This is a genomic window from Agrobacterium sp. 10T429 (assembly GCF_056393925.1).
The window spans coordinates 497,609-520,100 of sequence record NZ_JBFTGV010000002.1 but is presented as its reverse complement, the minus strand read 5'-3'; the positions used below and the strand labels follow the sequence as shown (position 1 = coordinate 520,100).

Sequence of the window (22,492 nt, the reverse complement as noted above, 5' to 3'; positions counted from 1 at the left end):
ATGGATGATCATCGGGCCTTGGCGCGCAAATCTTCAGTCAATTCGCCGATCTCGCCAACTTCCTCTTCATGACCAGCGTCGCGCCAGCTCTCCTTCAAACCGGCCTCGTACCATTCTTGCATGGCAGGCAGGGCGAGCAGCCGGTCGCAATAGGCTTTCGCTGCTGGCGAAAGATCCGCGCTGCCATAGGTCTGGAAACGGAATGCAACCGGGCAGAAGAAAGCATCGACCGCCGTGAACTTCTGACCGGCAAGATATGGCCCGCCGAATTTTGTAAGACCCTCGCTCCACAACGCATCGATCCGCTTTATATCGGCCTTAAGCCCGGCATCGCCGCCCCTGGGTTTGACCCGAATGCCCACCGACATGGGATAGAGATTGCGCAGCGAGGAAAAGCCAGCATGCATCTCACTTGCGGCCGAACGCGACCAAGCCCTTGCATGCTTGTCGCTTGCCCAGACGCCCTGGTGTCTTTCAGCAAGATATTCGACGATCGAAAGCGTTTCCCAAACCGTCATACCCTCGTCGACTAGGCAGGGCACCTTGCCCGTCGGCGAAAAGGAGGAGAAGGAGACGCCTTCGCCGAACGGAATGAGCTTTTCATCAAAGGCGATACCGAGCGTGCGCATCAATACCCACGGCCGCAGCGACCATGAAGAATAGTTCTTGTTGGCTATATAAAGATCGTACATGGCGTATCTCCCAGATATGACGCGTATTTCTACACCTGCCAAGCGTTCACGGAATATCGAAAATTATCCATGGCTCCCATAAACGCCGTTGATGAATGGTGATGTGGGATCGCTGAGAGCGCGCCTTGCGATAAGTCACCCTTTGGTGACCAATAAAACTGACTGCGCAACACGACAGAACAACGTCGCTAAAAAACAGCGGATGGGATCGCTTCGACAATTACAGCGAGCAGCCCACTCGCCACCATGCCTGTAGCGAAACCGAAGCATCTTTATGGAGCAGGAACTCAGTTTAGAAAGGGCAACGCGCATAGGCTGAATGGCGCATATCCTCGTGCACCCGCAAAAGCACGCCACGTTTGGAAACAGCCAAACCATATATAGGCGCCATCTTCACGATGACGCCTATTGTAAAGTGAATACACTCGGTTCGATAAGATCAATGGTAGCGGCGGATCAGCCCCACCAGCTTGCCCTGAATTTTAACCCGGTCGGGCCCGAAGATACGGGTCTCATAGGCTGGGTTTGCCGCCTCGAGCGCGATGGAGGCACCCTTGCGGCGGAAGCGCTTCAGCGTGGCTTCCTCGTCATCCACCAGAGCCACAACGATATCCCCGGGATTGGCGGTGTTGCCGTTGCGGATGATGACTGTGTCGCCGTCGAAAATGCCGGCCTCGATCATCGAATCACCCTTGACCTCAAGAGCGTAATGTTCGCCCGTGCCAAGCATGTCTACTGGCACTGCCACATCATGCGTGTTGTTCTGGATGGCGGAAATTGGCACGCCCGCAGCGATGCGGCCCATGACCGGCACGGTGACAGCCCCGCCCAGATCGTTGGCCGGCGTCTTGGGGGCAGGGGCCGGTTCCGGCGTCTTGGGCTTGCCAAGGCTGCCTTCGATAACGCTTGGCGAAAAGCCGCGCTGCGGCCTTGCACCCGGCGTATAAGCCTCGGGCAGCTTGATGACTTCCAGCGCCCGAGCTCTATTCGGTAGCCGACGAATGAATCCTCGCTCTTCGAGAGCGGTTATCAGGCGGTGGATGCCGGATTTCGAAGCAAGATCGAGTGCGTCCTTCATTTCATCGAAGGAGGGCGGCACGCCGGACTCTTTCATTCGTTCATGAATGAAGAGAAGCAATTCCTGCTGTTTGCGCGTGAGCATGAGGAAAACACCCTTTAGAATCGTAGTGGAAGTCGCGAAACAAATACAGAACGAACACTATATGTTCCATATGTGTTCTGCAATCCCCTAAAATTTCGTGAAGGTGCCATCTGTTGCTGTGATGATTTGCCTCTTAGCACGCAATTGTGCTTTTGTGCGGTCAAAACCGTCCCGGCATGCTCCGGGCGGAAGGCCAGCAGGATACATGTCATGACGAAACCCCATAGCGTTGACCATCTCGTTTTGCCCGTGGAAGTCATAGGCGTCGCCGTGAAGCGCCTCGTCAGTCTTGGCTTTACGGTTGCGCCGGAGGCACTGCATCCTTTCGGCACCCAAAATGCCTGCGTATTTTTCGCCGATGGCACCTATCTGGAGCCGCTCGCAATTGCTGATCCGGCTAAATATAATGCCTCAATAGAGAGGGGTGATGTGTTCACCGGCAGGGATGTGGCCTTCCGGCAACGGGACGGGCAGGAGGGTTTTTCGGCTCTTGTCGCCAGGACTGAAGACGCCTTGGTTGACCATGAGCGGTTTCGGGCAGCCGGCCTTTCGGCGGGCGACGTTTTCGAGTTTTCGCGGCCTGTTCGGATGCCGGATGGCTCGCAAGGCGAGGCGGCGTTCCGGCTGGCTTTTGCGGCAAGCGGGGCGGCCGCGGATTTCTTTTTGTTCAGTTGTCAACGGCTTCAAGCCCTTCCGGGCGATCGCACCATGCTGGAGCGCCACGCCAATGGTGTCACCGGCCTGAGTGAAATCGTCCTGTTTTCCGGCGGCGACATGAAGGTGGCGGGCCTGATCGAGACAGTGTTTGCCTGTGAAGGCAAATGGTCTCCGGGCGGTGATATGGTTTTTGCGACCGGCAATGCCAGCATCAGATTGACCGGAAAACCGGCTTTCAGCGGGCCGGCCCTGAATGCTCAGGATGGCAACGAAGGCGGATTGCGCGGCGCGGGCATTGTCTTTTCGTCGCACGATCTTGCCGTGACAGAGGCGGTGCTTACTGCTAATGGCGTGTCCTGCGCAAAAGCGGACGGCCGTCTGGTAGTGCCCGCGGCACCCGGTCAGGGCGTTGCCTTCGCCTTCGAGGAAAAATGATGAGCGTTACGAACAATCTTAAAGTCACTGCCGGCGATGGCGCCAGCAAGGTTTCCTTCTCGAATGCCGAGCGGTTTTCGCTGATTGCCGGTCCGTGCCAGATGGAAAGCCGCGAACATGCCTTCATGATCGCTGGCGTCCTGAAGGAGCTTTGCGACAAGCTGGGAATAGGGCTTGTCTACAAGTCCTCTTTCGACAAGGCGAACCGCACTTCGCTTTCCGGAAAACGCGGCATCGGCCTGGATAACGCGATGCAGGTTTTTGCCGATCTCAAAAAGGAATTCGGTTTTCCTGTTCTGACCGACATCCACACGGAAGAGCAATGCGCCATCGTTTCCGAGGTAGTGGACGTGCTGCAGATCCCGGCGTTCCTCAGCCGCCAGACCGATCTTCTCGTTGCTGCCGCCAAAACCGGCCGCGTCATCAACGTCAAGAAAGGCCAGTTTCTGGCGCCCTGGGACATGAAGAACGTGCTTGCCAAGCTCAATGAGAGCGGCAATCCGAATGTGATGTTGTGCGAGCGCGGCGCGTCCTTCGGTTACAACACGCTGGTTTCCGACATGCGCTCGTTGCCGATCATGGCAGCGCTCGGCGCACCTGTCGTGTTCGATGCCACCCATTCGGTGCAGCAACCGGGCGGGCAGGGCGGCTCCACAGGTGGCCAGCGCGAATTCGTCGAGACGTTGGCGCGTGCGGCTGTTGCGGTTGGCGTGGCTGGTATCTTCATCGAGACCCATGAGGATCCGGACAATGCGCCGTCAGACGGCCCTAACATGGTCCACCTGAAGGACATGCCGAAACTGCTCGAAAAGCTTCTGGCTTTCGACGCGATTACGAAAGCCTGATCGGCTGACCGTGACGGCGGGCACTTTTGTGCCAATCGATTTTAATGGCGGGCGGGCCGTTTCCGCTGTCCACCGTCATTGTAATTTCTTCGCCATCGTCTAAGACAGGCGACGGAAAATATCTGTTCCATTCCCAAGGGAGAGACCATGACTGCCATTACCGATATCATCGCGCGCGAAATTCTCGACAGCCGCGGCAATCCGACCGTTGAAGTCGACGTTTATCTCGAAGACGGCTCCATGGGCCGTGCCGCCGTTCCCTCCGGCGCCTCCACCGGCGCGCATGAGGCGGTTGAGCTGCGCGATGGCGGCAAGCGTTATCTCGGCAAGGGCGTGGAAAAGGCGGTCGAAGCCGTCAATACAGAAATCTTCGACGCGATTGGCGGTTTCGACGCTGAAAACCAGATCCAGATCGACCAGATGATGATCGCGCTCGACGGCACGCCGAACAAGTCGCGCATCGGCGCCAACGCCATCCTCGGCGTGTCGCTCGCCGTTGCGAAGGCTGCCGCTGAAGCCTCCGGCCTGCCGCTTTACCGTTATGTCGGCGGCCCGAACGCGCATCTTCTGCCGGTTCCGATGATGAACATCATCAACGGCGGCGCGCATGCCGATAACCCCATCGACCTCCAGGAATTCATGATCCTGCCGGTCGGCGCAGAAAACATTCGCGAAGCCGTGCGCATGGGCTCCGAAGTCTTCCATACGCTGAAAAAAGAACTGTCCGCACAGGGCCACAACACCAATGTCGGCGATGAGGGCGGTTTTGCACCTGGTCTCGAAAGCGCGCCGGCAGCACTCGATTTCATCATGAAGTCGATCGAAAAGGCTGGCTACCGTCCGGGCGACGACATGTTCATCGGTCTCGACTGTGCGGCGACCGAATTCTTCAAGAACGGCAATTACGTTTATGAAGGCGAAGGCAAGACCCGTTCGCCGATCGAGCAGGCCGAATACCTGGCCGAGCTCGTGGCGAAATATCCGATCATCTCCGTCGAAGACGGCATGGCTGAAGACGACTGGGATGGCTGGAAGGCGCTGACCGATCTCATTGGCAACAAGTGCCAGCTGGTGGGCGACGATCTTTTCGTCACCAACTCCGCCCGCCTTCGCGACGGTATCAAGATGGGTGTCGCCAACTCCATCCTCGTCAAGGTCAACCAGATCGGTTCGCTTTCCGAGACGCTGGACGCAGTCGAAACGGCGCACAAGGCAGGTTACACCGCCGTCATGTCGCACCGTTCGGGCGAAACGGAAGATTCCACCATCGCCGATCTCGCGGTCGCAACCAACTGCGGTCAGATCAAGACCGGCTCGCTTGCCCGTTCCGACCGGCTCGCAAAGTACAACCAGCTTATCCGCATTGAAGAGATGCTGGGCCCGCAGGCTGCTTACGCCGGCCGTTCGATCCTGCGCGGATAATCCGCGTTCGGGTTTCGCGATATGGCCCGCCGCCTGGCGGGCCAGTCTCAGGGATGGGCGGTTTATCCGCACTGCTCACTCCCGAGTTGATCCGGGGTTCAGTCAGCCCAGGTCCCTGGGTTGAAAGGGCTCTTTTCACGGCGAAGACGCGCTGTGGCTTGATGCCGGATCACGCTCGGCATAACGAACTCTCTCTGATATCGTCGTCATTATTAGCCCGCCTCTGGCGGGCTTTTTTGCGTCTATCAGCCGTACGGAATTTAAGGTCAACGGATAGTTAAACAATCCGCATTAGTCTCGAGACTCACATTATGCGTTTTAAGGCTTCTCTCCGGCATGTGGACCAGACATCATAAAAAGAGACGATTCGGCCGTTTGATCGTTCCGGCCATTACGATCGCTTTTCTTTCCTATTTCGGGTATCATTCCATCCACGGCGACTTCGGCCTTCAGGCGACGGAGCGGCTGGAGCGGCAGCGTATTGCCAGAACGGCAGAGCTTGCCAAGCTGACGCAGGCGCGCGTTGCGCTGGAGCGGCAGGTCGAATTATTGAGCGACGGTTCTCTCGAACGTGACATGATTGACGAGATTTCCCGTTATCAGTTGAATATGTCCCGTACGGACGAAATTGTCATCATGAACACCTACTTCTAATTAACCGAAATCAAGTTAATTAATGATTTGTGATTTATTCACAGCACTTTAGCATGAATATGTGCCATGCGTTTAAAGCATTGCTGCATGGCATTTTCTTGCATATGGTACGCGCCAATCTATCCATTCAAACGACAACTCAGGGAGGGATGAATGGCGCCGCGAAAAACCGCGTCCGTATCCGGCCGAAAGACAACGGCAAAGGCTGCAGGCGAATTCACCGGTAAGAACAGCCCGGACTTTTCGAAGGAAGAAGAGCTTCACGCCTATCGTGAGATGCTTCTCATCCGTCGCTTCGAGGAAAAGGCCGGCCAGCTTTACGGCATGGGCTTCATCGGTGGTTTCTGTCACCTCTACATCGGTCAGGAAGCCGTTGTTGTCGGCATGCAGATGTCTCAGAAGGAAGGCGATCAGGTCATCACCGCTTACCGTGACCACGGCCATATGTTGGCTCTGGGCATGAGCGCGCGTGGCGTCATGGCTGAGTTGACCGGCCGCAAGGGCGGCCTGTCGAAAGGCAAGGGCGGCTCGATGCACATGTTCTCCAAGGAGAAACATTTCTACGGCGGCCACGGCATCGTCGGTGCGCAGGTTTCGCTCGGAACCGGTCTTGCCTTCGCCAATAAATATCGCGGCAACGACAATGTCTCCGTGACCTATTTCGGTGACGGCGCCGCCAACCAGGGTCAGGTATACGAGAGCTTCAACATGGCCGCTCTCTGGAAACTGCCGATCATCTATATCGTTGAAAACAACCGTTACGCCATGGGCACCTCGACCGCCCGCGCCACCGCCCAGTCGAACTATTCGCTGCGCGGCCAGTCCTTCGGCATTCCCGGCATTCAGGTGGATGGCATGGATGTGCGCGCCGTAAAGGCCGCCGCCGATCAGGCGCTGGAACATTGCCGCTCTGGCAAGGGCCCGATCATTCTGGAAATGCTGACCTACCGTTACCGTGGTCACTCCATGTCCGACCCGGCGAAATACCGTTCGAAAGACGAAGTGCAGAAGATGCGCTCCGAACATGACCCGATTGAGCAGGTCAAGGCACGGCTTCTGGAGCAGGGCTGGGCAAGCGAAGACGAGTTGAAGGCCGTCGACAAGGATGTCCGTGATATTGTCGCCGATAGCGCAGACTTCGCCCAGAACGACCCAGAGCCGGATGTATCCGAGCTCTACACCGACATTCTGCTCTGATCGGGAAAGGGAAACCCATGCCAGTAGAAATTCTTATGCCCGCCCTTTCCCCGACCATGGAGGAAGGCACGCTTTCCAAATGGCTTAAAAAGGAAGGCGACAAGGTCACATCCGGCGACGTGATTGCCGAGATCGAAACCGACAAGGCGACCATGGAAGTGGAAGCTGTGGATGAAGGTGTTATCGGCAAGCTGCTGATCGACGCCGGCACCGAAGGCGTCAAGGTCAACACGCCGATCGCCGTTCTCATCCAGGAAGGCGAAAGCGCTGCCGACATCTCTTCTTCCGCCAAGAAGGAAGAGCCGAAGGCCGAAGCTGCAAATTCCGATTCGGATGCCGCAGGCGGCAAGACCCGCGAAGCATCCGAGGAGCCGAGCGCTGCCAAGGAAGCCGCAAAGGTTCCGGCAGCACCTAAGATCGAAGTCGCTGCCGATCCAGATATTCCTGAAGGCACCGAAATGGTGATGACGACGGTGCGTGAAGCGCTGCGCGACGCCATGGCCGAAGAAATGCGCGCCGACGAAAAAGTCTTCGTCATGGGTGAGGAAGTCGCCGAATATCAGGGCGCTTACAAGATTACCCAAGGCCTGTTGCAGGAATTCGGCGAACGCCGCGTTATCGACACCCCGATCACCGAGCACGGTTTTGCCGGTATCGGCGTCGGTGCGGCAATGACGGGCCTGCGGCCCATCGTCGAATTCATGACCTTCAACTTCGCCATGCAGGCGATCGACCAGATCGTCAACTCGGCTGCGAAGACGCTTTACATGTCGGGCGGCCAGATGGGTGCGCCGATGGTGTTCCGTGGCCCCTCGGGTGCTGCTGCCCGCGTTGGCGCTCAGCACTCGCAATGTTACGCCGCATGGTACAGCCATATTCCGGGCCTCAAGGTCGTCATGCCCTACACGGCAGCGGACGCCAAGGGTCTCCTGAAGGCAGCCATCCGTGACCCGAACCCGGTCATCTTCCTTGAGAATGAAATTCTCTACGGCCAGAGCTTCGAAGTGCCGAAGCTCGACGATTTCGTGCTGCCGATCGGCAAGGCGCGCATTCACCGCAAGGGCAAGGATGCGACGATCGTTTCCTTCGGCATCGGCATGACCTACGCAATCAAGGCTGTTGCGGAACTCGAAAAGCTCGGCATCGACGTCGAACTGATCGACCTTCGCACCATCCGTCCGATGGATCTGCCCACCGTCATCGAATCGGTCAAGAAGACCGGTCGTCTGGTCACCGTCGAGGAAGGCTTCCCGCAGTCATCGGTTGGTGACTTCATCGCCAACCAGGTCATGCGTGCCGCTTTCGATTATCTCGATGCGCCGATCCTGACGATTGCCGGCAAAGACGTTCCGATGCCTTACGCGGCAAACCTCGAAAAGCTGGCTTTGCCGAACGTCGATGAAGTCGTTCAGGCTGTCAAAACCGTCTGCTACAAGTAAGGGGAGGCGTTTCGATGCCGATAAACATCACCATGCCTGCCCTTTCTCCCACCATGGAAGAGGGCAATCTGGCCAAGTGGCTGGTCAAGGAAGGCGACAAGGTCGCACCCGGTGACGTGATCGCCGAGATCGAGACCGACAAGGCAACCATGGAAGTGGAAGCCGTCGATGAGGGCACGGTCGCCAAGCTCGTGGTTCCCGCAGGCACGGAAGCGGTCAAGGTCAACGCCCTGATCGCTATCCTCGCCGCCGATGGCGAGGATGTGGCTGAGGCAGCAAAGGGCGGCAATGCTGCTCCTGCCGCGTCCCAGGCCAAAGCCGAGGCTCCGAAGCAGGAAGCTGCGAAGGCTGAAGCGCCAAAGGAAGAAGCCGCCACGGCCAAGGCTGAAAAGCCAGCTGCCGACCAGGCCTCCGCACCTTCCACCCCGGCGCCGGTTGCAAAATCCGGCGAGCGCATCTTCGCTTCGCCGCTTGCCCGTCGTCTCGCAAAGGAAGCCGGTCTCGACCTCACGGCCGTGTCCGGTTCAGGCCCGCATGGCCGTATCGTCAAGACAGACGTAGAAAAGGCCGCCGCTTCTGGTGGTGCGAAGGCAGCTCCTGCCGCCGCAGCATCCGCAGGCGCACCGGCTGCCGCACTTGCCAAGGGCCCGTCCGAAGAAGCTGTTCTCAAGCTGTTCGAACCCGGTTCTTACGAACTGGTGCCGCATGACGGCATGCGCAAGGTCATCGCCAAGCGTCTGGTCGAATCCAAGCAGACCGTTCCGCATTTCTACGTTTCCGTGGATTGCGAACTGGATACGCTTCTGGCGCTGCGCGCCCAGCTCAACGCCGCCGCTCCCGAAAAGGACGGCAAGCCCGCCTACAAGCTTTCGGTAAACGACATGGTCATCAAGGCGCTGGCTCTCGCGCTGCGCGATGTGCCTGATGCCAACGTCTCCTGGACGGAAAGCAACATGGTCAAGCACAAGCATTCGGATGTCGGCGTTGCCGTTTCCATTCCGGGTGGCCTGATCACGCCGATCATCCGCAAGGCGGAAGAGAAGTCGCTCTCCACCATCTCCAACGAGATGAAGGACTACGGCAAGCGCGCCAAGGAGCGCAAGCTGAAGCCCGAGGAGTATCAGGGCGGCACGACGGCCGTGTCCAACATGGGCATGATGGGCGTCAAGAGCTTCTCCGCCGTCATCAACCCGCCGCACGCCACCATTCTGGCAGTCGGCGCGGGTGAAGAGCGCGCTGTCGTGAAGAACGGCGAGATCAAGATCGCCAATGTCATGACGGTTACGCTCTCTACCGACCACCGTTGCGTCGATGGCGCGCTCGGAGCCGAACTGATCGGCGCCTTCAAGCGCTACATCGAAAACCCGATGGGCATGCTGGTTTGATCGGAGAGTGAGATGGTGAAGTCGGTCCTCTGCTTTGGCGATTCCCTGACATGGGGATCAGATGCGGAAACGGGTGGCCGGCACAGCCATGACGATCTTTGGCCGAGCGTCTTGCAAAAGGCGCTCGGGCCTGATGTGAAGGTGATTCACGAAGGGCTGGGTGGACGAACCACCGCCTATGATGATCATACCGCTGATTGCGATCGCAACGGCGCAAGGCTCTTGCCGACGCTTCTGCACAGCCACGCGCCGCTTGATCTGGTCATCATCATGCTCGGCACCAACGACTTGAAACCGTCGATTCATGGCTCGGCCATCGTCGCGATGAAGGGTGTGGAGCGGCTGGTCAAACTGGTGCGCAACCATGTCTGGCAGGTGCCGGACTGGGAAGCGCCGGATGTTCTGATCGTCGCGCCGCCGCAACTGTGCGAAACGGCCAACCCCGTGATGGGCGCTATCTTTCGCGATGCGATCGATGAATCGGCGATGCTCGCGCCGGTCTACCGGGATTTGGCCGACGATCTCGATTGCGGATTTTTCGATGCGGGGTCAGTTGCCCGCACGACGCCCGTAGACGGCGTTCATCTCGATGCTGAAAACACGCGGGCCATCGGGCGCGGGCTGGAGCCCGTCGTTCGCATGATGCTCGGACTTTGACAACAATTCTCGTTTCGGAACGGCATGCCGTGACCCGATAGGACAAGGCAGGATACCTATGGCTCAATCTTATGACGTCATCATCATCGGTTCGGGACCGGGCGGTTATATTGCCGCGATTCGCGCAGCCCAGCTCGGCATGAAGGTTGCCGTGGTCGAGCGCGAGCACCTTGCAGGCATCTGCTCCAACTGGGGCTGCATTCCCACCAAGGCGCTGCTGCGCACTGCCGATGTCTTGCATACGGCTCAGCACGCCAAGGATTACGGCCTGACGCTCGAAGGCTCGATCAAGCCTGATGTCAAGGCGATCGTTGATCGTTCGCGCGGCATCGCGCACCGCATGAACAACGGCGTCGGTTTCCTGTTCAAGAAGAACAAGGTCGATATCATCTGGGGCGAGGCCAAGATCACCAAGCCCGGTGAAATCGTAGTTTCCAAGACCCAGAAGAAGCCCGTCGAACCGATGGGCCCGGTTCCGAAGAACACGCTGGGCGAGGGCACCTATACCGCCAAGCACATCATCGTCGCCACAGGCGCCCGCCCGCGCTCGCTTCCAGGCATCGAACCGGATGGCAAGCTGATCTGGACCTATTTCGAGGCGATGAAGCCGGAAGAACTGCCGAAGTCGCTGCTCGTCATGGGTTCCGGCGCCATCGGCATCGAATTCGCCAGCTTCTACCGCACCATGGGTGTCGACGTTACCGTCGTTGAAATCATGAGCCAGGTGATGCCGGTCGAAGATGCGGAGATCTCTGCCTTCGCCAAGAAGCAGCTGGAGAAGCAGGGCATCAAGTTCCATCTGGAAACCAAGGTTGCCAAGGTCGAGAAGGCTGCTAATTCGGTTACTGCGACGCTCGAGAAGAAGGACGGTTCGTCCGAGAAGATCACCGCTGACCGGATGATTTCGGCTGTCGGCGTCGTCGCCAACATCGAAGGCATCGGCCTTGAGGCCGTCGGCGTGAAGACCGATCGCGGCTTCATCGTCATCGACGGTTACGGCAAGACCAACGTGCCTGGCGTCTACGCCATCGGCGATGTCGCCGGCCCGCCGCTGCTCGCCCACAAGGCCGAGCATGAGGCCGTGATCTGCGTTGAAAAGATCGCCGGTCTGCCGAATGTTCACCCGATGGACAAGCTCAAGATCCCCGGCTGCACCTATTGCAACCCACAGGTCGCCTCTGTTGGTCTCACCGAAGCCAAGGCGAAGGAACTGGGCCGCGATATTCGCGTCGGCCGCTTCTCCTTTGCGGCCAACGGCAAGGCCGTGGCGCTCGGTGAAGATCAGGGCATGGTCAAGACCATCTTCGACAAGAAGACAGGCGAGTTGATCGGCGCGCACATGGTTGGTGCGGAAGTCACCGAACTCATTCAGGGCTTCGTGGTCGCCATGAACCTCGAGACCACCGAAGAGGAACTGATGCACACGATCTTCCCGCATCCGACCATTTCCGAGTCGATGAAGGAAAGCGTGCTCGACGCCTACGGACGTGTGCTGAACGCATGAGTGCCCCGTGATGCCCGGCATTGTCTAACCATGCCGGGTGTCCCATATGTCTCAACGCTGGTTCTATAAGGGAGCGCGGGAATGGAAAATATCGGCTGGATTGCGGCAATCATCATCGGCGGTCTTGCCGGCTGGCTCGCCGGCAAACTCATGGATATGCGTTTCGGCATCTTCATGAATATCGTTCTCGGCATCGTCGGTTCGGTGGTTGCCGTTGCGGTGCTGAGAACCTTCGACGTTTTCGTGCAGGACAGCAGGCTCGGTTATTTCGTAACGTCCTTCATCGGCGCCAGCCTGTTGTTGTTCATGGCTAAGCTGGTACGGCGCTGACTAGGCTTCGTGCCCGGAAGGGGCTTACGCTTTTTCTGGAATTGTTCTAAAGCATCGCGTCAATAAATGTGATGATCGCGGCAAGCGATAGAAACAGGTTTCTTATGGTCACTATTCTCGACAGGACTTCGTCCGAAGAAAAGCGTATCCGCCACCCGGAAAAGGCCCATCGGCCTGATACCGAGGTCATGCGCAAGCCGGAATGGATCCGCGTCAAGGCGCCGACATCCAAGGGCTACCACGAGACGCGCGAACTGGTGCGCAGTCACAAGCTTGTGACGGTGTGCGAGGAAGCCGGCTGTCCAAATATCGGCGAATGCTGGGACAAGAAACACGCGACCTTCATGATCATGGGTGAGATCTGCACCCGCGCCTGCGCCTTCTGCAACGTCGCGACCGGCAAGCCCAATGCGCTTGACATGGACGAGCCGGAAAACGTCGCCAAGGCCGTCAAGCAGATGGGACTCAGCCACGTCGTCATTACCTCGGTCGACCGCGACGATCTCGCTGATGGCGGCGCGGAGCACTTCGAAAAGGTGATCTGGGCGATCCGCGCTGCGTCTCCCAACACCACCATCGAAATTCTGACCCCGGACTTCCTGAAGAAGCCCGGCGCGCTGGAGCGTGTCGTCGCGGCGAAGCCCGATGTCTTCAACCACAATATGGAAACCGTTCCCGGCAATTACCTCACGGTTCGCCCCGGTGCGCGTTATTTCCATTCCGTGCGCCTGTTGCAGCGCGTCAAGGAACTGGACCCCACCATGTTCACCAAATCAGGTATCATGGTCGGCCTTGGCGAAGAGCGCAACGAAGTGCTGCAGTTGATGGACGATCTGCGCAGTGCTGACGTGGACTTCCTGACTATCGGCCAGTATCTGCAGCCGACCCGCAAGCACCACAAGGTCGAGGCTTACGTCACGCCGGAGGAATTCAAATCCTATGAGACGGTCGCCTATACCAAGGGCTTCCTGATGGTCTCCTCCAGCCCGCTGACGCGTTCTTCTCACCATGCGGGCGACGATTTTGCACGCCTGCGCGCAGCCCGCGAGAAGAAGATTCTGGCCGCTGCGGAGTAAGTGGGCGGGGCGGGCAATTTCTCTCACACGTCATCCTTGGGCTTGTCCCGAGGATGACGTTGCGGCTTTCACCTGAAGTCAGGCCACAACCTTCTCCGGCCGATGCGCGCGCATGCACAGGATGACGCTCAGCACGACTGAGGAAATCGCCAGGACTTCGACGATTGTTGGCCCACGACCTTCCCAGAGGAAACCATAGAGCAAGGCAAAGAGCGTCTCGAACAGGATCATCTGCCCAACCATGGTGAGCGGCAGCAGGCGGCTCATGCGGTTCCAGAGAGCATTTCCGAGAATGGATGCGGTGAAACCGAGACCGGCGGCGATGGCCGCAAAATGCAGCCAGTCCTCGGAGCTATGGCCTTCCCCGCCGAAAGCAAAGGCCGGTATGGCGAGCGCCAGCGCCAGCCCTCCGGTCACCACACCCGTCATCATGTTCCAGTCGTCGGCGCTGACATCGTGAAGGCGTGACAGCCAGCGGGCATTGCCAACCGCAAAGGCCGTCCATGAGGCGAGCGCGCCAAGCGCACAGGCCAGCCCGATCAGGCGGGATACATCCAGCCCCGCATCGCTTTCCGTCAGCGACTGCCAGGATATGCCGATAATGCCGATTGCGCCAAAGGCGAGCGACGGCCACAGACGCTTGAGCGATACCGCGCCATGATCGCGCGTGCCGATGATGGTGACGGCAACCGGCAGGAAGCCGATGATGATGGACGTGAAGGCAACGCCGCTCAGTTTCACCGCCGTTGATATGAAGACATAATAGGCGATGTTTCCGATCATGCTCAGCCAGCCGAGCGCGATCCATTCGCGCGCACCGAAATGGGCCGATACCCGTTTCAGGCGCGGTCCGATGATGATGAGCGAAATCAGCCCGTAGGTCAGGTAACGGGCCGTCGACAGTTGCAGGGCGGAAAAATCCGGTACGAGTTTCGGGGCGAGAAAGATCGCACCCCAGAGAGCGCCCGCCATCATGCCGTAGATAACACCGAGGCTTGTCTTGTTCATGTCATGTCACATCCGCATTCACGATTGCCCGCGATGTGCCACAGCCACGTACGGCTGTCTTGACAAAAACTCCTGAGAGGAGAGGTGCTGTGCTTTCAGTGAATTCCGAAGGCCCGGCGATAAGCGGCAGGCGTTTTGCCCATCGCGTTGCGCATGGCGCGCGTCAGTGCCGTCTGGTCGGAAAAGCCGGCCCGCAAGGCAATTTCCGCAATCGGCAATGTGGAGTGGCGCAGCAATGCGCAGACCTTGTCCATGCGCAGCTCTGCAAGCCAGCGGTGAGGAGGGAGGCTGAACTCTTCCAGAAACAGCGCATGCAGGCGGCTATCGCTGATCGCGGCGCAGGATGCGAGCGTCTCGATGGTCCAGGGGAAAAATGGCTCCGCTCTGACGATCTCGCCCAGCGCATGCAGGCGGTGGCGGATATCGGTCTTTTCAGTCGCAAGGCTGTCGATCAGGAGTGGTGCCCAGAGGTTGGCAATATCCTCACGCGGCCCATCCGATCCGATGACGCCGCGCATGTAAGCGATCAGCTGCCGTGTATCCCGTGCGATATCTAGAAACGGCTTGTGGACAAATCTCTCCAGCACCTGTTCGGGAACAGCAGTTTCGTCGATATCGACCACCAGCGACCGGTTGATCGTCGTCGCTTCCTGTGTGTGCGATGTGTTGGGATGAATGAAGACCGCGCGCCCGGTGGACAATTCGTCCTGTAGCCCTGCTACATCGATCCGCAGACATCCCGAGACCGGAAGAACGATCTGCACGAAGCCGTGCCGTTCCTTCGGTCTTTCCTGCGTATAGGTTCTGATATCGGCGGATGCGGCGATCATGAGATTGTCATTTCCATCGTGCAAAGAAACGGCCGCCTCAAAAAGCGGCCGGATTCAGTCCTGATTATGACATCGTCTTGAAGATTGGGCCAGCCGGCTTTATCGAGCCGGCGTCTAACATTCTTCCTTGGCGGTCGATTCGCCGCGTTTGCGCTTGCGCAAAACCGGCTTGTTCTCTCTCGCCTCGCATTTCGCAACGTCGATGAGATAGGCAAGCATCGGCATTTCGTTCATCGATGCAAGTTGCTTGGCGGATTCGAGAAGGTTGATGATGTTGGAAAAATCGTCCATCGGCTCACTCAGTGGCTCAAAGCGGGTTATGTGGGTGTGAACCCAGGGATGAATAAGCGCGGTGAAAATGGGAGGTTCCAGCGCCGTTGCATCCCATGGGTGTAATATTAGTCGCAAATAAATAGCAATCCCTGCGAGGGGGTTGCAATAGTTAAATTTCCGTAACATCGGACGCCGCGGCCATGCCGCCGCAGAGTAATAGCCGCGCTATTTAAAAATGGCATGGTGGCGAAGACGAGGTTTATTCGATGCCGAACTATCTTGAAAACGTGGAGGACGCGGCTGCGATTATCGCATCTGCGCAGCGTATTTCGGTCGTCGGTTGCTCCGGAGGCGGAAAATCGACGCTTTCCCGGAAGCTCGTAAGACGCTTTGGATTTGAATACATTTCCATGGATCGCGATATTTTCTGGTTGCCCGGCTGGCAGGCACGCCCGCGCCAAGAACAGCGGCAAAGGATCGCCGCCATCGTCACCAAAGACCGGTGGCTGATGGACGGCAGCAATCCATCGTCTTTCGACATGCGTCTGCCGAGATCCGACATCGTCCTTTGGGTGCGCATGCCGCGTTGGCTTTGCCTTTGGGGCGCCATCACCCGGATTGCCAAGGGGTATGGCAAGGCGCGTCCTGAAATGGCTGAAGGCTGCCCCGAAAGACTGGATCTCGATTTCCTGCGCTATATCTGGAATTTCGAACGCCGACACGCTCCGATCTTCGAGCAGAATTTCGCGCTTTATGGTCCCAACGTGCCGGTATTCCAGCTTAAAAGCCGAAAACAACTTCGCCGCCTTCTTGATCTTCTTGTTATCGAGGATTAACTCCCGCTCATGCCACAGTTCGAAACGCATCGCCTTGTAAAACATTCACCCGATCGCATGTACGACCTCGTCGCCGATGTGGAGAAGTATCCGCAGTTTCTGCCGCTTTGCGAAGCGCTGGTCATCCGCTCGCGCAAGGAGCGGGACGGCAAGACCCTGCTGGTGGCTGATATGACGGTGGGCTACAAGGCCATTCGCGAGACCTTTACCACGCAGGTGCTGCTGAACCCGGCAGAGCGCGCTATCGACGTGAAATATATCGACGGCCCGTTCAAATATCTCGACAATCGCTGGCGTTTTGAAGCCTCCGCAGAGGGCGGCTCGGCCATTCATTTTTTCATCGAGTATGAATTCAAGAACCGGCTGCTCGGTGCGGTCATGGGATCGATGTTCGACAGGGCCTTCCGCATGTTCGCCGAAGCCTTCGAGACCCGCGCCGATAAAATCTACGCGGACCCGGCCTGATTGAGGGTAATCAGCATCTCGAGCGCCGTCCTGACGGTCGCAAGACGGATTTCCGTTCGCCCGATCTCTCCGTAGTGCATTTCATGGTGCAGGATTTTACCGCTGCGCGCCCTGGCGGCCAGATGCACCAGCCCCACCGGTTTTTCAACCGAACCTCCGCCCGGACCGGCAATGCCGGTCACGGCTACGGCAAAATCCGCCCGGGAACGAAATAGCGCGCCATGCGCCATTTGCAGCGCGGTCTGTCGGGATACGGCGCCGAAATTCGCCAGCGTCTCAGTTCCAACCCCAAGCATGTCCATCTTGGCCTGGTTCGTGTAGGTGACGAAGCCGCGATCGACGACGGCAGAAGAGCCGGCGATTTCCGTCAGCGAACCAGCAATCAGGCCGCCCGTACAGCTTTCCGCCGTCGAGACCATGAAGCCGCCGGCGGTAAAGTCAGAAATGATCCGCCGCGCCAGTTCTTCTATATCCGCAGGAAACAGGCTCATAGCGGTCTGCCCTTGTAGACCACAGTGGCAGTGGCAATCGCAGCAATACCTTCGCGGCGGCCGACGAAGCCGATCGTCTCGTTGGTGGTAGCCTTGACCGAGCAGCGCTCCAGCGCGATGCCGAGAATGTCGGAAAGCGCCTCACGCATGGCCTGCCGATGCGGTCCGATGCGCGGCGCTTCGGCAATCAGCGAGACATCGGCATTCATGATCGTGCCGCCATTGCCGCGGACTACCTTGGCCGCGTGTTCGAGGAAGATGCGCGAAGCGGCACCCTTCCATTGCGGATCGGAAGGCGGGAAGTGATCGCCTATGTCGCCAGCGCCGCAGGTGGCGAGCAGGGCATCCGTCAGCGCATGCAGCGCCACATCGGCATCCGAATGGCCTTTGAGTTTCTGGTCGTGTTCGATGAAGACGCCGCACAGTGTCACACCGTCTCCTGCTTCCAGCTGGTGCACGTCGTAACCATTGCCGGTGCGCACGTCAGGCAGTCCGTAGGAGAGCTTTTCATCGGCCATGGCGATATCCCGCTTGAGAGTGAGTTTCACATTGTCGACCGAGCCTTCGGTCAGCGTCACAGGCAGACTTGCCCACTCGGCGATCGAGGCGTCATCGGTAAAGTCGGTTTTTCCAGATGTGGCAGCAGCGCGATGCGCGGCGAGGATTTCGTCATAGCTGAAGCTTTGCGGTGTCTGCGCCGCATAAAGACCCTGCCTTGAAACCGTCTCCGCGACAGAATCGCCTGCGCCACGCTTCAGCGTATCAGTGACGGGCAGGGCAGGCAGAACGCCGACAGCGCCCGCCTTGTGCAGCGCCACGATGCGTTCCAGCATGTCAACGGCGATGAAAGGCCGCACGGCATCGTGGATCATCACATGTGTGAGGTCTTGCGCGGCCAGCGCTTCCAGACCAGCGAGCACCGATTGCTGCCGGGTTGCGCCGCCCGTGACGGTGACGATCCGCTTTCCGGCATTCAGCCGTTCAAGGATTGGTGACAGGAGTGCCGCATCGTCGGCATGGATAACGACCACGATAGGGGATGTGTCTGCCCAGGCAAGAAAGGTCGACAATGTATGCTCGATCACGGCCTTGCCACCGATCGGGCGATATTGTTTCGGCCCTTCCTCGGGGGAGCCGGCTCTTTCTCCGCGTCCTGCGGCGACAACGACGATGCCGAGTTTCATAGTACTTTCCTGCATTGGTCTTATGCTTTGTGCGCAACCCTTAATGGTTGACAGTCCTGCTCTAGCGTTTCAAAACCCGAATGGCCAGCCCGATAAGCCGCCCACCCGCACCCACATGCCGCAGGATCGGTCATCCCGTTTGTTCAAACCTGCACAAATTGCCGCCGCCAGCAAAACAGGCAGGCAGGCCACGCGCAAATAAAAGGTGCAACCCTGTAAAAGTGCTTGGCAACTGCGCAAACACTGTCTAAAAATAATGCATATAACTCTTCTGCACGAAAGATCATCACTTGCCCCTTCCGGAGTTGTCAGTCCCGTTCAGCATCGGCTCAGTCGCGATCCGTAATCGCGCAGTGCTGGCGCCTATGTCGGGCGTGACAGATTTGCCTTTCCGTCAGCTCGCCTGGCGTTACGGCGCGGGCCTTGTGGTGACTGAAATGGTCGCAAGCCGGGAACTTGTCGCCAATCGTGGGGAATCCTGGGCGCGGCTGAAAAATGCCGGGATGGTTCCGCATATGGTGCAGCTCGCCGGACGCGAAGCGCATTTTATGGCGGAAGCGGCAAAAATTGCGGCTGACAATGGCGCTGGCATCATCGACATAAATATGGGTTGTCCGGCCAAGAAGGTGACGGGCGGTTACTCCGGTTCGGCCTTGATGCGGGATCCTGATCATGCGCTGTCATTGATCGAGGCGACCGTCGGCGCGGTCGATGTGCCCGTGACGCTGAAGATGCGGCTCGGCTGGGATGAAAACACCATCAATGCACCCGAAATTGCTCGCCGCGCTCAAGCCGCTGGCATCCAGCTCATTACCATTCACGGCCGCACCCGCATGCAGTTTTACGAAGGACGGGCGAACTGGGATGCCATTCGCGCCGTGCGCGAGGTGATTTCCGTGCCGCTGATCGCCAATGGCGATGTCGAGACCGCTGAAGATGCGCGTGAAATCCTCAGCCGTTCCGGCGCGGATGCCGTTATGGTCGGTCGCGGTGCACAGGGTCAACCCTGGCTGCCGGCGGTACTGGCCGGACATGCAGCGCCGCAACGCGCCGATATTGCCGATATCGCCGTCGAACATTACGACATGATGCTCGAATTTTATGGAAGGGAAGCCGGTCTTCGGCATGCCCGCAAACATCTGGGCTGGTATCTCGACCGTTTCGCGACGGAGATCGCCACCACCGACAAGGCTAAAATCATGACATCGCGTGATACGGGGGAAGTGGCTGATCTGCTGCGCTCCGCCCTTTGCGACAATGCGGGCGAAGAAGCCGCAAGGAAGGCCGCATGAGCGCTGATAAACACAGCCCGGCAGATGCGAATCCGCTCGCCATGGCGGTTCTGAACGCGGTGCAGAATCCCGTTATTCTGGTGGATGCCGAAGGTTTCATCGCTTTTGCCAATTGGGAAGCAGAAGCTTTTTTCGGGGCCAGCGCCTCCCATCTCGCCCGCTACCGCGTCTCCACCTTCATTCCCTTCGGCAGTCCGCTGCTTGCGCTGATCGATCAGGTGCGGGAACGCCGCGCGCCGGTAAATGAATATCGGGTCGATCTGAGCTCCCCCCGGCTTGGACAGGACAAGCTCGTCGATCTCTATGTCGCGCCTGTTGTCAGCGAGCCGGGGTCTGTTGTCGTCGTCTTCCAGGAACGGTCGATGGCTGACAAGATCGACCGGCAATTGACCCATCGGGCTGCTGCACGCTCTGTCACCGGCCTTGCCTCGATGCTGGCGCATGAGATCAAGAACCCGCTTTCGGGCATTCGTGGTGCCGCGCAGCTTCTCGAGACATCGGTTGCCGATGAGGACCGTGCACTGACGCGGTTGATCTGCGATGAGACCGATCGTATCGTCTCGCTGGTTGACCGCATGGAAGTGTTTTCCGACGAGCGTCCGGTGGACCGCGTGCCGGTCAACATCCATTCGGTGCTCGACCATGTGAAGGCTATAGCCAAGGCTGGCTTTGCCCGCAACATCAAGATTTCCGAGAATTATGATCCATCGCTGCCGGCGGTCTATGCCAACCGCGACCAGCTGGTGCAGGTCTTTCTCAATCTGGTGAAAAACGCGGCGGAAGCCGTCGGAAATCAGTCGGAGGGCGAGATCGTGCTGACGACGGCATATCGTCCCGGCATGCGCATGTCCGTGGCAGGCAGCCGCGAACGCATCTCGCTGCCGCTTGAGTTTTGCGTCCATGACAATGGGCCGGGAGTGCCGGCCGATCTCCTGCCGCATCTCTTCGACCCCTTCATTACCACCAAGACGAATGGTTCGGGCCTGGGTCTGGCGCTTGTCGCCAAACTGATCGGCGCCCATGGCGGCATCGTCGAATGCGACAGCCAGAACCATCGCACGACTTTCCGCGTATTGATGCCCGTCTCGCCTGAAGTGGCGCTGGACGACCGCATCTTGCCGAACTCGACAGGAAATGACAGATGACAGCTACTATCCTCGTCGCCGATGATGATGCCGCGATCCGCACCGTGCTTAATCAGGCGCTCAGCCGTGCCGGTTACGATGTGCGCATCACGTCCAATGCCGCAACGCTCTGGCGCTGGGTTTCTGCCGGCGAGGGCGATCTGGTCGTTACCGATGTCGTGATGCCCGATGAAAACGCCTTCGATCTGCTTCCGCGCATCAAGAAGGCCCGCCCGGACCTGCCGGTTCTGGTGATGAGTGCCCAAAACACTTTCATGACCGCGATCAAGGCCTCGGAAAAGGGCGCTTACGATTACCTGCCCAAGCCCTTCGACCTGACGGAGCTGATTGCCATCATCGGCCGCGCCTTGTCGGAGCCGAAGCGCAAGCCCGCCAAACTGGACGACGATATGCAGGACGGCATGCCGCTCGTCGGCCGCTCGGCCGCCATGCAGGAAATCTACCGGGTTCTCGCCCGCCTGATGCAGACCGACCTGACGCTGATGATTACCGGCGAATCCGGCACCGGCAAGGAACTGGTGGCGCGCGCGCTGCATGATTACGGCAAGCGCCGCAACGGCCCCTTCGTCGCCATCAACATGGCGGCAATTCCGCGTGATCTGATCGAATCGGAACTGTTCGGCCATGAGAAGGGCGCCTTCACCGGCGCGCAGAACCGCTCGACCGGCCGTTTCGAACAGGCCGAAGGCGGCACGCTGTTTCTCGACGAAATCGGCGATATGCCAATGGACGCCCAGACGCGGCTGCTGCGCGTATTGCAGCAGGGCGAATATACGACGGTGGGCGGACGCACGCCGATCAGGACCGATGTTCGCATCGTCGCCGCCACCAACAAGGACCTGAAGCAGTCGATCAATCAGGGCCTTTTCCGCGAAGACCTCTATTACCGCCTGAACGTCGTGCCGCTGCGGCTGCCGCCGCTGCGCGACCGCGCTGAGGATATTCCCGATTTGGTGCGCCATTTCATCCAGACGGGTGAGAAGGAGGGGCTGGAAGGAAAGCGTTTCGAGACCGAGGCGCTGGAAGTCATGAAGGCCTATGCCTGGCCCGGCAACGTGCGCGAACTCGAAAACCTGATCCGTCGCCTGATGGCGCTTTATCCGCAGGAAGTCATCACCCGCGAGATCATCGAGCAGGAATTGCAGTCGGATGTTCCAGACAGCCCGCTCGACAAGATGGCGGTCCGCACCGGCTCGTTGACCATTTCGCAGGCGGTCGAGGAAAACATGCGGGATTATTTCGCAAGTTTCGGCGAAGGCCTGCCGCCGCCGGGTCTCTACGACCGTGTTCTGCGCGAACTGGAATATCCGCTCATTCTCGCCGCCCTGACGGCGACGCGCGGTAACCAGATCAAGGCTGCCGATCTTCTTGGCCTCAACCGCAATACGCTGCGCAAGAAGATTCGCGAGCTTGGCGTTTCCGTGTATCGCAGCTCCCGGCCCAGCTGAGAATGTTGACAAGGCCGCGGTTGTCGTTGCATTTTCGCCACATTGTGTTGCTTGGAAAACACTAG

General features: G+C 58.7%; 23 protein-coding genes. 16 read left to right on the top strand and 7 right to left on the bottom strand.

The features are described from left to right. Nucleotides 1-8: 8 nt before the first annotated feature. Together AC1DCP_RS07555 and lexA are read right to left on the bottom strand one after the other, a co-directional pair. The gene (locus AC1DCP_RS07555) at nt 9-692 is read right to left on the bottom strand and encodes a glutathione S-transferase family protein (RefSeq protein WP_019565539.1); all 684 of its coding nucleotides are present in this window, start codon (nt 690-692) and stop codon (nt 9-11) included. A gap of 439 nt (nt 693-1,131) precedes the next feature. After that, on the bottom strand, nt 1,132-1,854 hold the full coding sequence (gene lexA, locus AC1DCP_RS07550) for a transcriptional repressor LexA (RefSeq protein WP_003512859.1): 723 nt from the start codon (nt 1,852-1,854) through the stop codon (nt 1,132-1,134). 210 nt (nt 1,855-2,064) lie between these two features. Between lexA and AC1DCP_RS07545 the strand changes: the two genes are divergently transcribed. The 11 genes from AC1DCP_RS07545 to lipA all read left to right on the top strand — a co-directional run bounded on the left by AC1DCP_RS07545 (nt 2,065) and on the right by lipA (nt 13,455). Beyond that, a complete protein-coding gene (locus AC1DCP_RS07545) occupies nt 2,065-2,946 on the top strand; it encodes a VOC family protein (RefSeq protein ID WP_065688265.1) in 882 nt (293 codons plus the stop codon). Further along, nucleotides 2,946-3,791: a 3-deoxy-8-phosphooctulonate synthase gene (gene kdsA / locus AC1DCP_RS07540; protein WP_080798622.1), complete on the top strand. Its 846-nt coding sequence runs from the start codon at nt 2,946-2,948 to the stop codon at nt 3,789-3,791. Before AC1DCP_RS07545 ends, kdsA begins: the two co-directional genes overlap by 1 nt. A gap of 147 nt (nt 3,792-3,938) precedes the next feature. After that, nucleotides 3,939-5,213 carry a phosphopyruvate hydratase gene (gene eno, locus AC1DCP_RS07535; RefSeq protein WP_476774205.1) on the top strand — a complete coding sequence of 425 codons (1,275 nt, stop codon included), beginning with the start codon at nt 3,939-3,941 and terminating at the stop codon, nt 5,211-5,213. Between the two features lie 336 nt (nt 5,214-5,549). Beyond that, nucleotides 5,550-5,867 (top strand): FtsB family cell division protein, encoded by a 318-nt coding sequence (locus AC1DCP_RS07530; protein WP_003512872.1) that lies wholly within the window; start codon nt 5,550-5,552, stop codon nt 5,865-5,867. A gap of 153 nt (nt 5,868-6,020) precedes the next feature. After that, on the top strand, nt 6,021-7,064 hold the full coding sequence (gene pdhA / locus AC1DCP_RS07525) for a pyruvate dehydrogenase (acetyl-transferring) E1 component subunit alpha (protein ID WP_065688267.1): 1,044 nt from the start codon (nt 6,021-6,023) through the stop codon (nt 7,062-7,064). A gap of 17 nt (nt 7,065-7,081) precedes the next feature. Beyond that, nucleotides 7,082-8,503 (top strand): pyruvate dehydrogenase complex E1 component subunit beta, encoded by a 1,422-nt coding sequence (locus AC1DCP_RS07520; RefSeq protein ID WP_003512876.1) that lies wholly within the window; start codon nt 7,082-7,084, stop codon nt 8,501-8,503. A gap of 14 nt (nt 8,504-8,517) precedes the next feature. Next, complete coding sequence (locus tag AC1DCP_RS07515; protein ID WP_065688268.1) at nt 8,518-9,888, top strand: pyruvate dehydrogenase complex dihydrolipoamide acetyltransferase; 1,371 nt, start codon at nt 8,518-8,520, stop codon at nt 9,886-9,888. Nucleotides 9,889-9,900: 12 nt separating this feature from the next. Continuing rightward, nucleotides 9,901-10,545: an SGNH/GDSL hydrolase family protein gene (locus AC1DCP_RS07510; RefSeq protein ID WP_003512881.1), complete on the top strand. Its 645-nt coding sequence runs from the start codon at nt 9,901-9,903 to the stop codon at nt 10,543-10,545. Nucleotides 10,546-10,603: 58 nt separating this feature from the next. Beyond that, on the top strand, nt 10,604-12,049 hold the full coding sequence (gene lpdA / locus AC1DCP_RS07505) for a dihydrolipoyl dehydrogenase (RefSeq protein WP_065657945.1): 1,446 nt from the start codon (nt 10,604-10,606) through the stop codon (nt 12,047-12,049). 81 nt (nt 12,050-12,130) lie between these two features. After that, nucleotides 12,131-12,379, top strand: a complete 249-nt coding sequence (locus tag AC1DCP_RS07500) for a GlsB/YeaQ/YmgE family stress response membrane protein (protein WP_003512885.1) — start codon at nt 12,131-12,133, stop codon at nt 12,377-12,379. Between the two features lie 104 nt (nt 12,380-12,483). Continuing rightward, nucleotides 12,484-13,455: a lipoyl synthase gene (lipA, locus tag AC1DCP_RS07495; RefSeq protein WP_065688311.1), complete on the top strand. Its 972-nt coding sequence runs from the start codon at nt 12,484-12,486 to the stop codon at nt 13,453-13,455. A gap of 78 nt (nt 13,456-13,533) precedes the next feature. On the opposite strand, the gene AC1DCP_RS07490 is transcribed toward lipA, so the two are convergent. The 3 genes from AC1DCP_RS07490 to AC1DCP_RS07480 form a co-directional block, all read right to left on the bottom strand. After that, on the bottom strand, nt 13,534-14,463 hold the full coding sequence (locus AC1DCP_RS07490) for a DMT family transporter (RefSeq protein WP_065688270.1): 930 nt from the start codon (nt 14,461-14,463) through the stop codon (nt 13,534-13,536). Between the two features lie 95 nt (nt 14,464-14,558). Beyond that, nucleotides 14,559-15,293, bottom strand: a complete 735-nt coding sequence (locus AC1DCP_RS07485) for a helix-turn-helix transcriptional regulator (protein ID WP_025593361.1) — start codon at nt 15,291-15,293, stop codon at nt 14,559-14,561. A gap of 114 nt (nt 15,294-15,407) precedes the next feature. After that, nucleotides 15,408-15,584, bottom strand: coding sequence for a hypothetical protein (locus AC1DCP_RS07480; RefSeq protein ID WP_003512893.1), 177 nt, complete (start codon nt 15,582-15,584; stop codon nt 15,408-15,410). Nucleotides 15,585-15,832: 248 nt separating this feature from the next. On the opposite strand from AC1DCP_RS07480, the gene AC1DCP_RS07475 reads away from it, so the two are divergent. Both AC1DCP_RS07475 and AC1DCP_RS07470 read left to right on the top strand, forming a co-directional pair. Beyond that, on the top strand, nt 15,833-16,402 hold the full coding sequence (locus AC1DCP_RS07475; RefSeq protein WP_065657942.1) for a P-loop NTPase family protein: 570 nt from the start codon (nt 15,833-15,835) through the stop codon (nt 16,400-16,402). Nucleotides 16,403-16,411: 9 nt separating this feature from the next. Then, the gene (locus tag AC1DCP_RS07470) at nt 16,412-16,867 is read left to right on the top strand and encodes a type II toxin-antitoxin system RatA family toxin (protein WP_003512897.1); all 456 of its coding nucleotides are present in this window, start codon (nt 16,412-16,414) and stop codon (nt 16,865-16,867) included. Here AC1DCP_RS07470 and AC1DCP_RS07465 read toward each other — a convergent pair. Then, nucleotides 16,849-17,358, bottom strand: coding sequence for a CinA family protein (locus AC1DCP_RS07465; protein ID WP_019565546.1), 510 nt, complete (start codon nt 17,356-17,358; stop codon nt 16,849-16,851). The two genes, AC1DCP_RS07470 and AC1DCP_RS07465, sit on opposite strands and share 19 nt — an antisense overlap. Then, a complete protein-coding gene (locus AC1DCP_RS07460) occupies nt 17,355-18,542 on the bottom strand; it encodes a bifunctional 2-C-methyl-D-erythritol 4-phosphate cytidylyltransferase/2-C-methyl-D-erythritol 2,4-cyclodiphosphate synthase (protein ID WP_065688271.1) in 1,188 nt (395 codons plus the stop codon). Before AC1DCP_RS07460 ends, AC1DCP_RS07465 begins: the two co-directional genes overlap by 4 nt. A 305-nt stretch (nt 18,543-18,847) precedes the next feature. Here AC1DCP_RS07460 and dusB point away from each other — a divergent pair, with 305 nt between their 5' ends. The 3 genes from dusB to ntrC are packed head-to-tail and all read left to right on the top strand — an operon-like array spanning nt 18,848 to nt 22,427. Further along, complete coding sequence (dusB, locus tag AC1DCP_RS07455; RefSeq protein ID WP_371414565.1) at nt 18,848-19,834, top strand: tRNA dihydrouridine synthase DusB; 987 nt, start codon at nt 18,848-18,850, stop codon at nt 19,832-19,834. After that, a complete protein-coding gene (locus AC1DCP_RS07450; protein ID WP_003512904.1) occupies nt 19,831-20,979 on the top strand; it encodes a two-component system sensor histidine kinase NtrB in 1,149 nt (382 codons plus the stop codon). Before dusB ends, AC1DCP_RS07450 begins: the two co-directional genes overlap by 4 nt. Next, nucleotides 20,976-22,427: a nitrogen regulation protein NR(I) gene (gene ntrC / locus AC1DCP_RS07445; protein WP_003512914.1), complete on the top strand. Its 1,452-nt coding sequence runs from the start codon at nt 20,976-20,978 to the stop codon at nt 22,425-22,427. Before AC1DCP_RS07450 ends, ntrC begins: the two co-directional genes overlap by 4 nt. Nucleotides 22,428-22,492 lie beyond the last annotated feature (65 nt).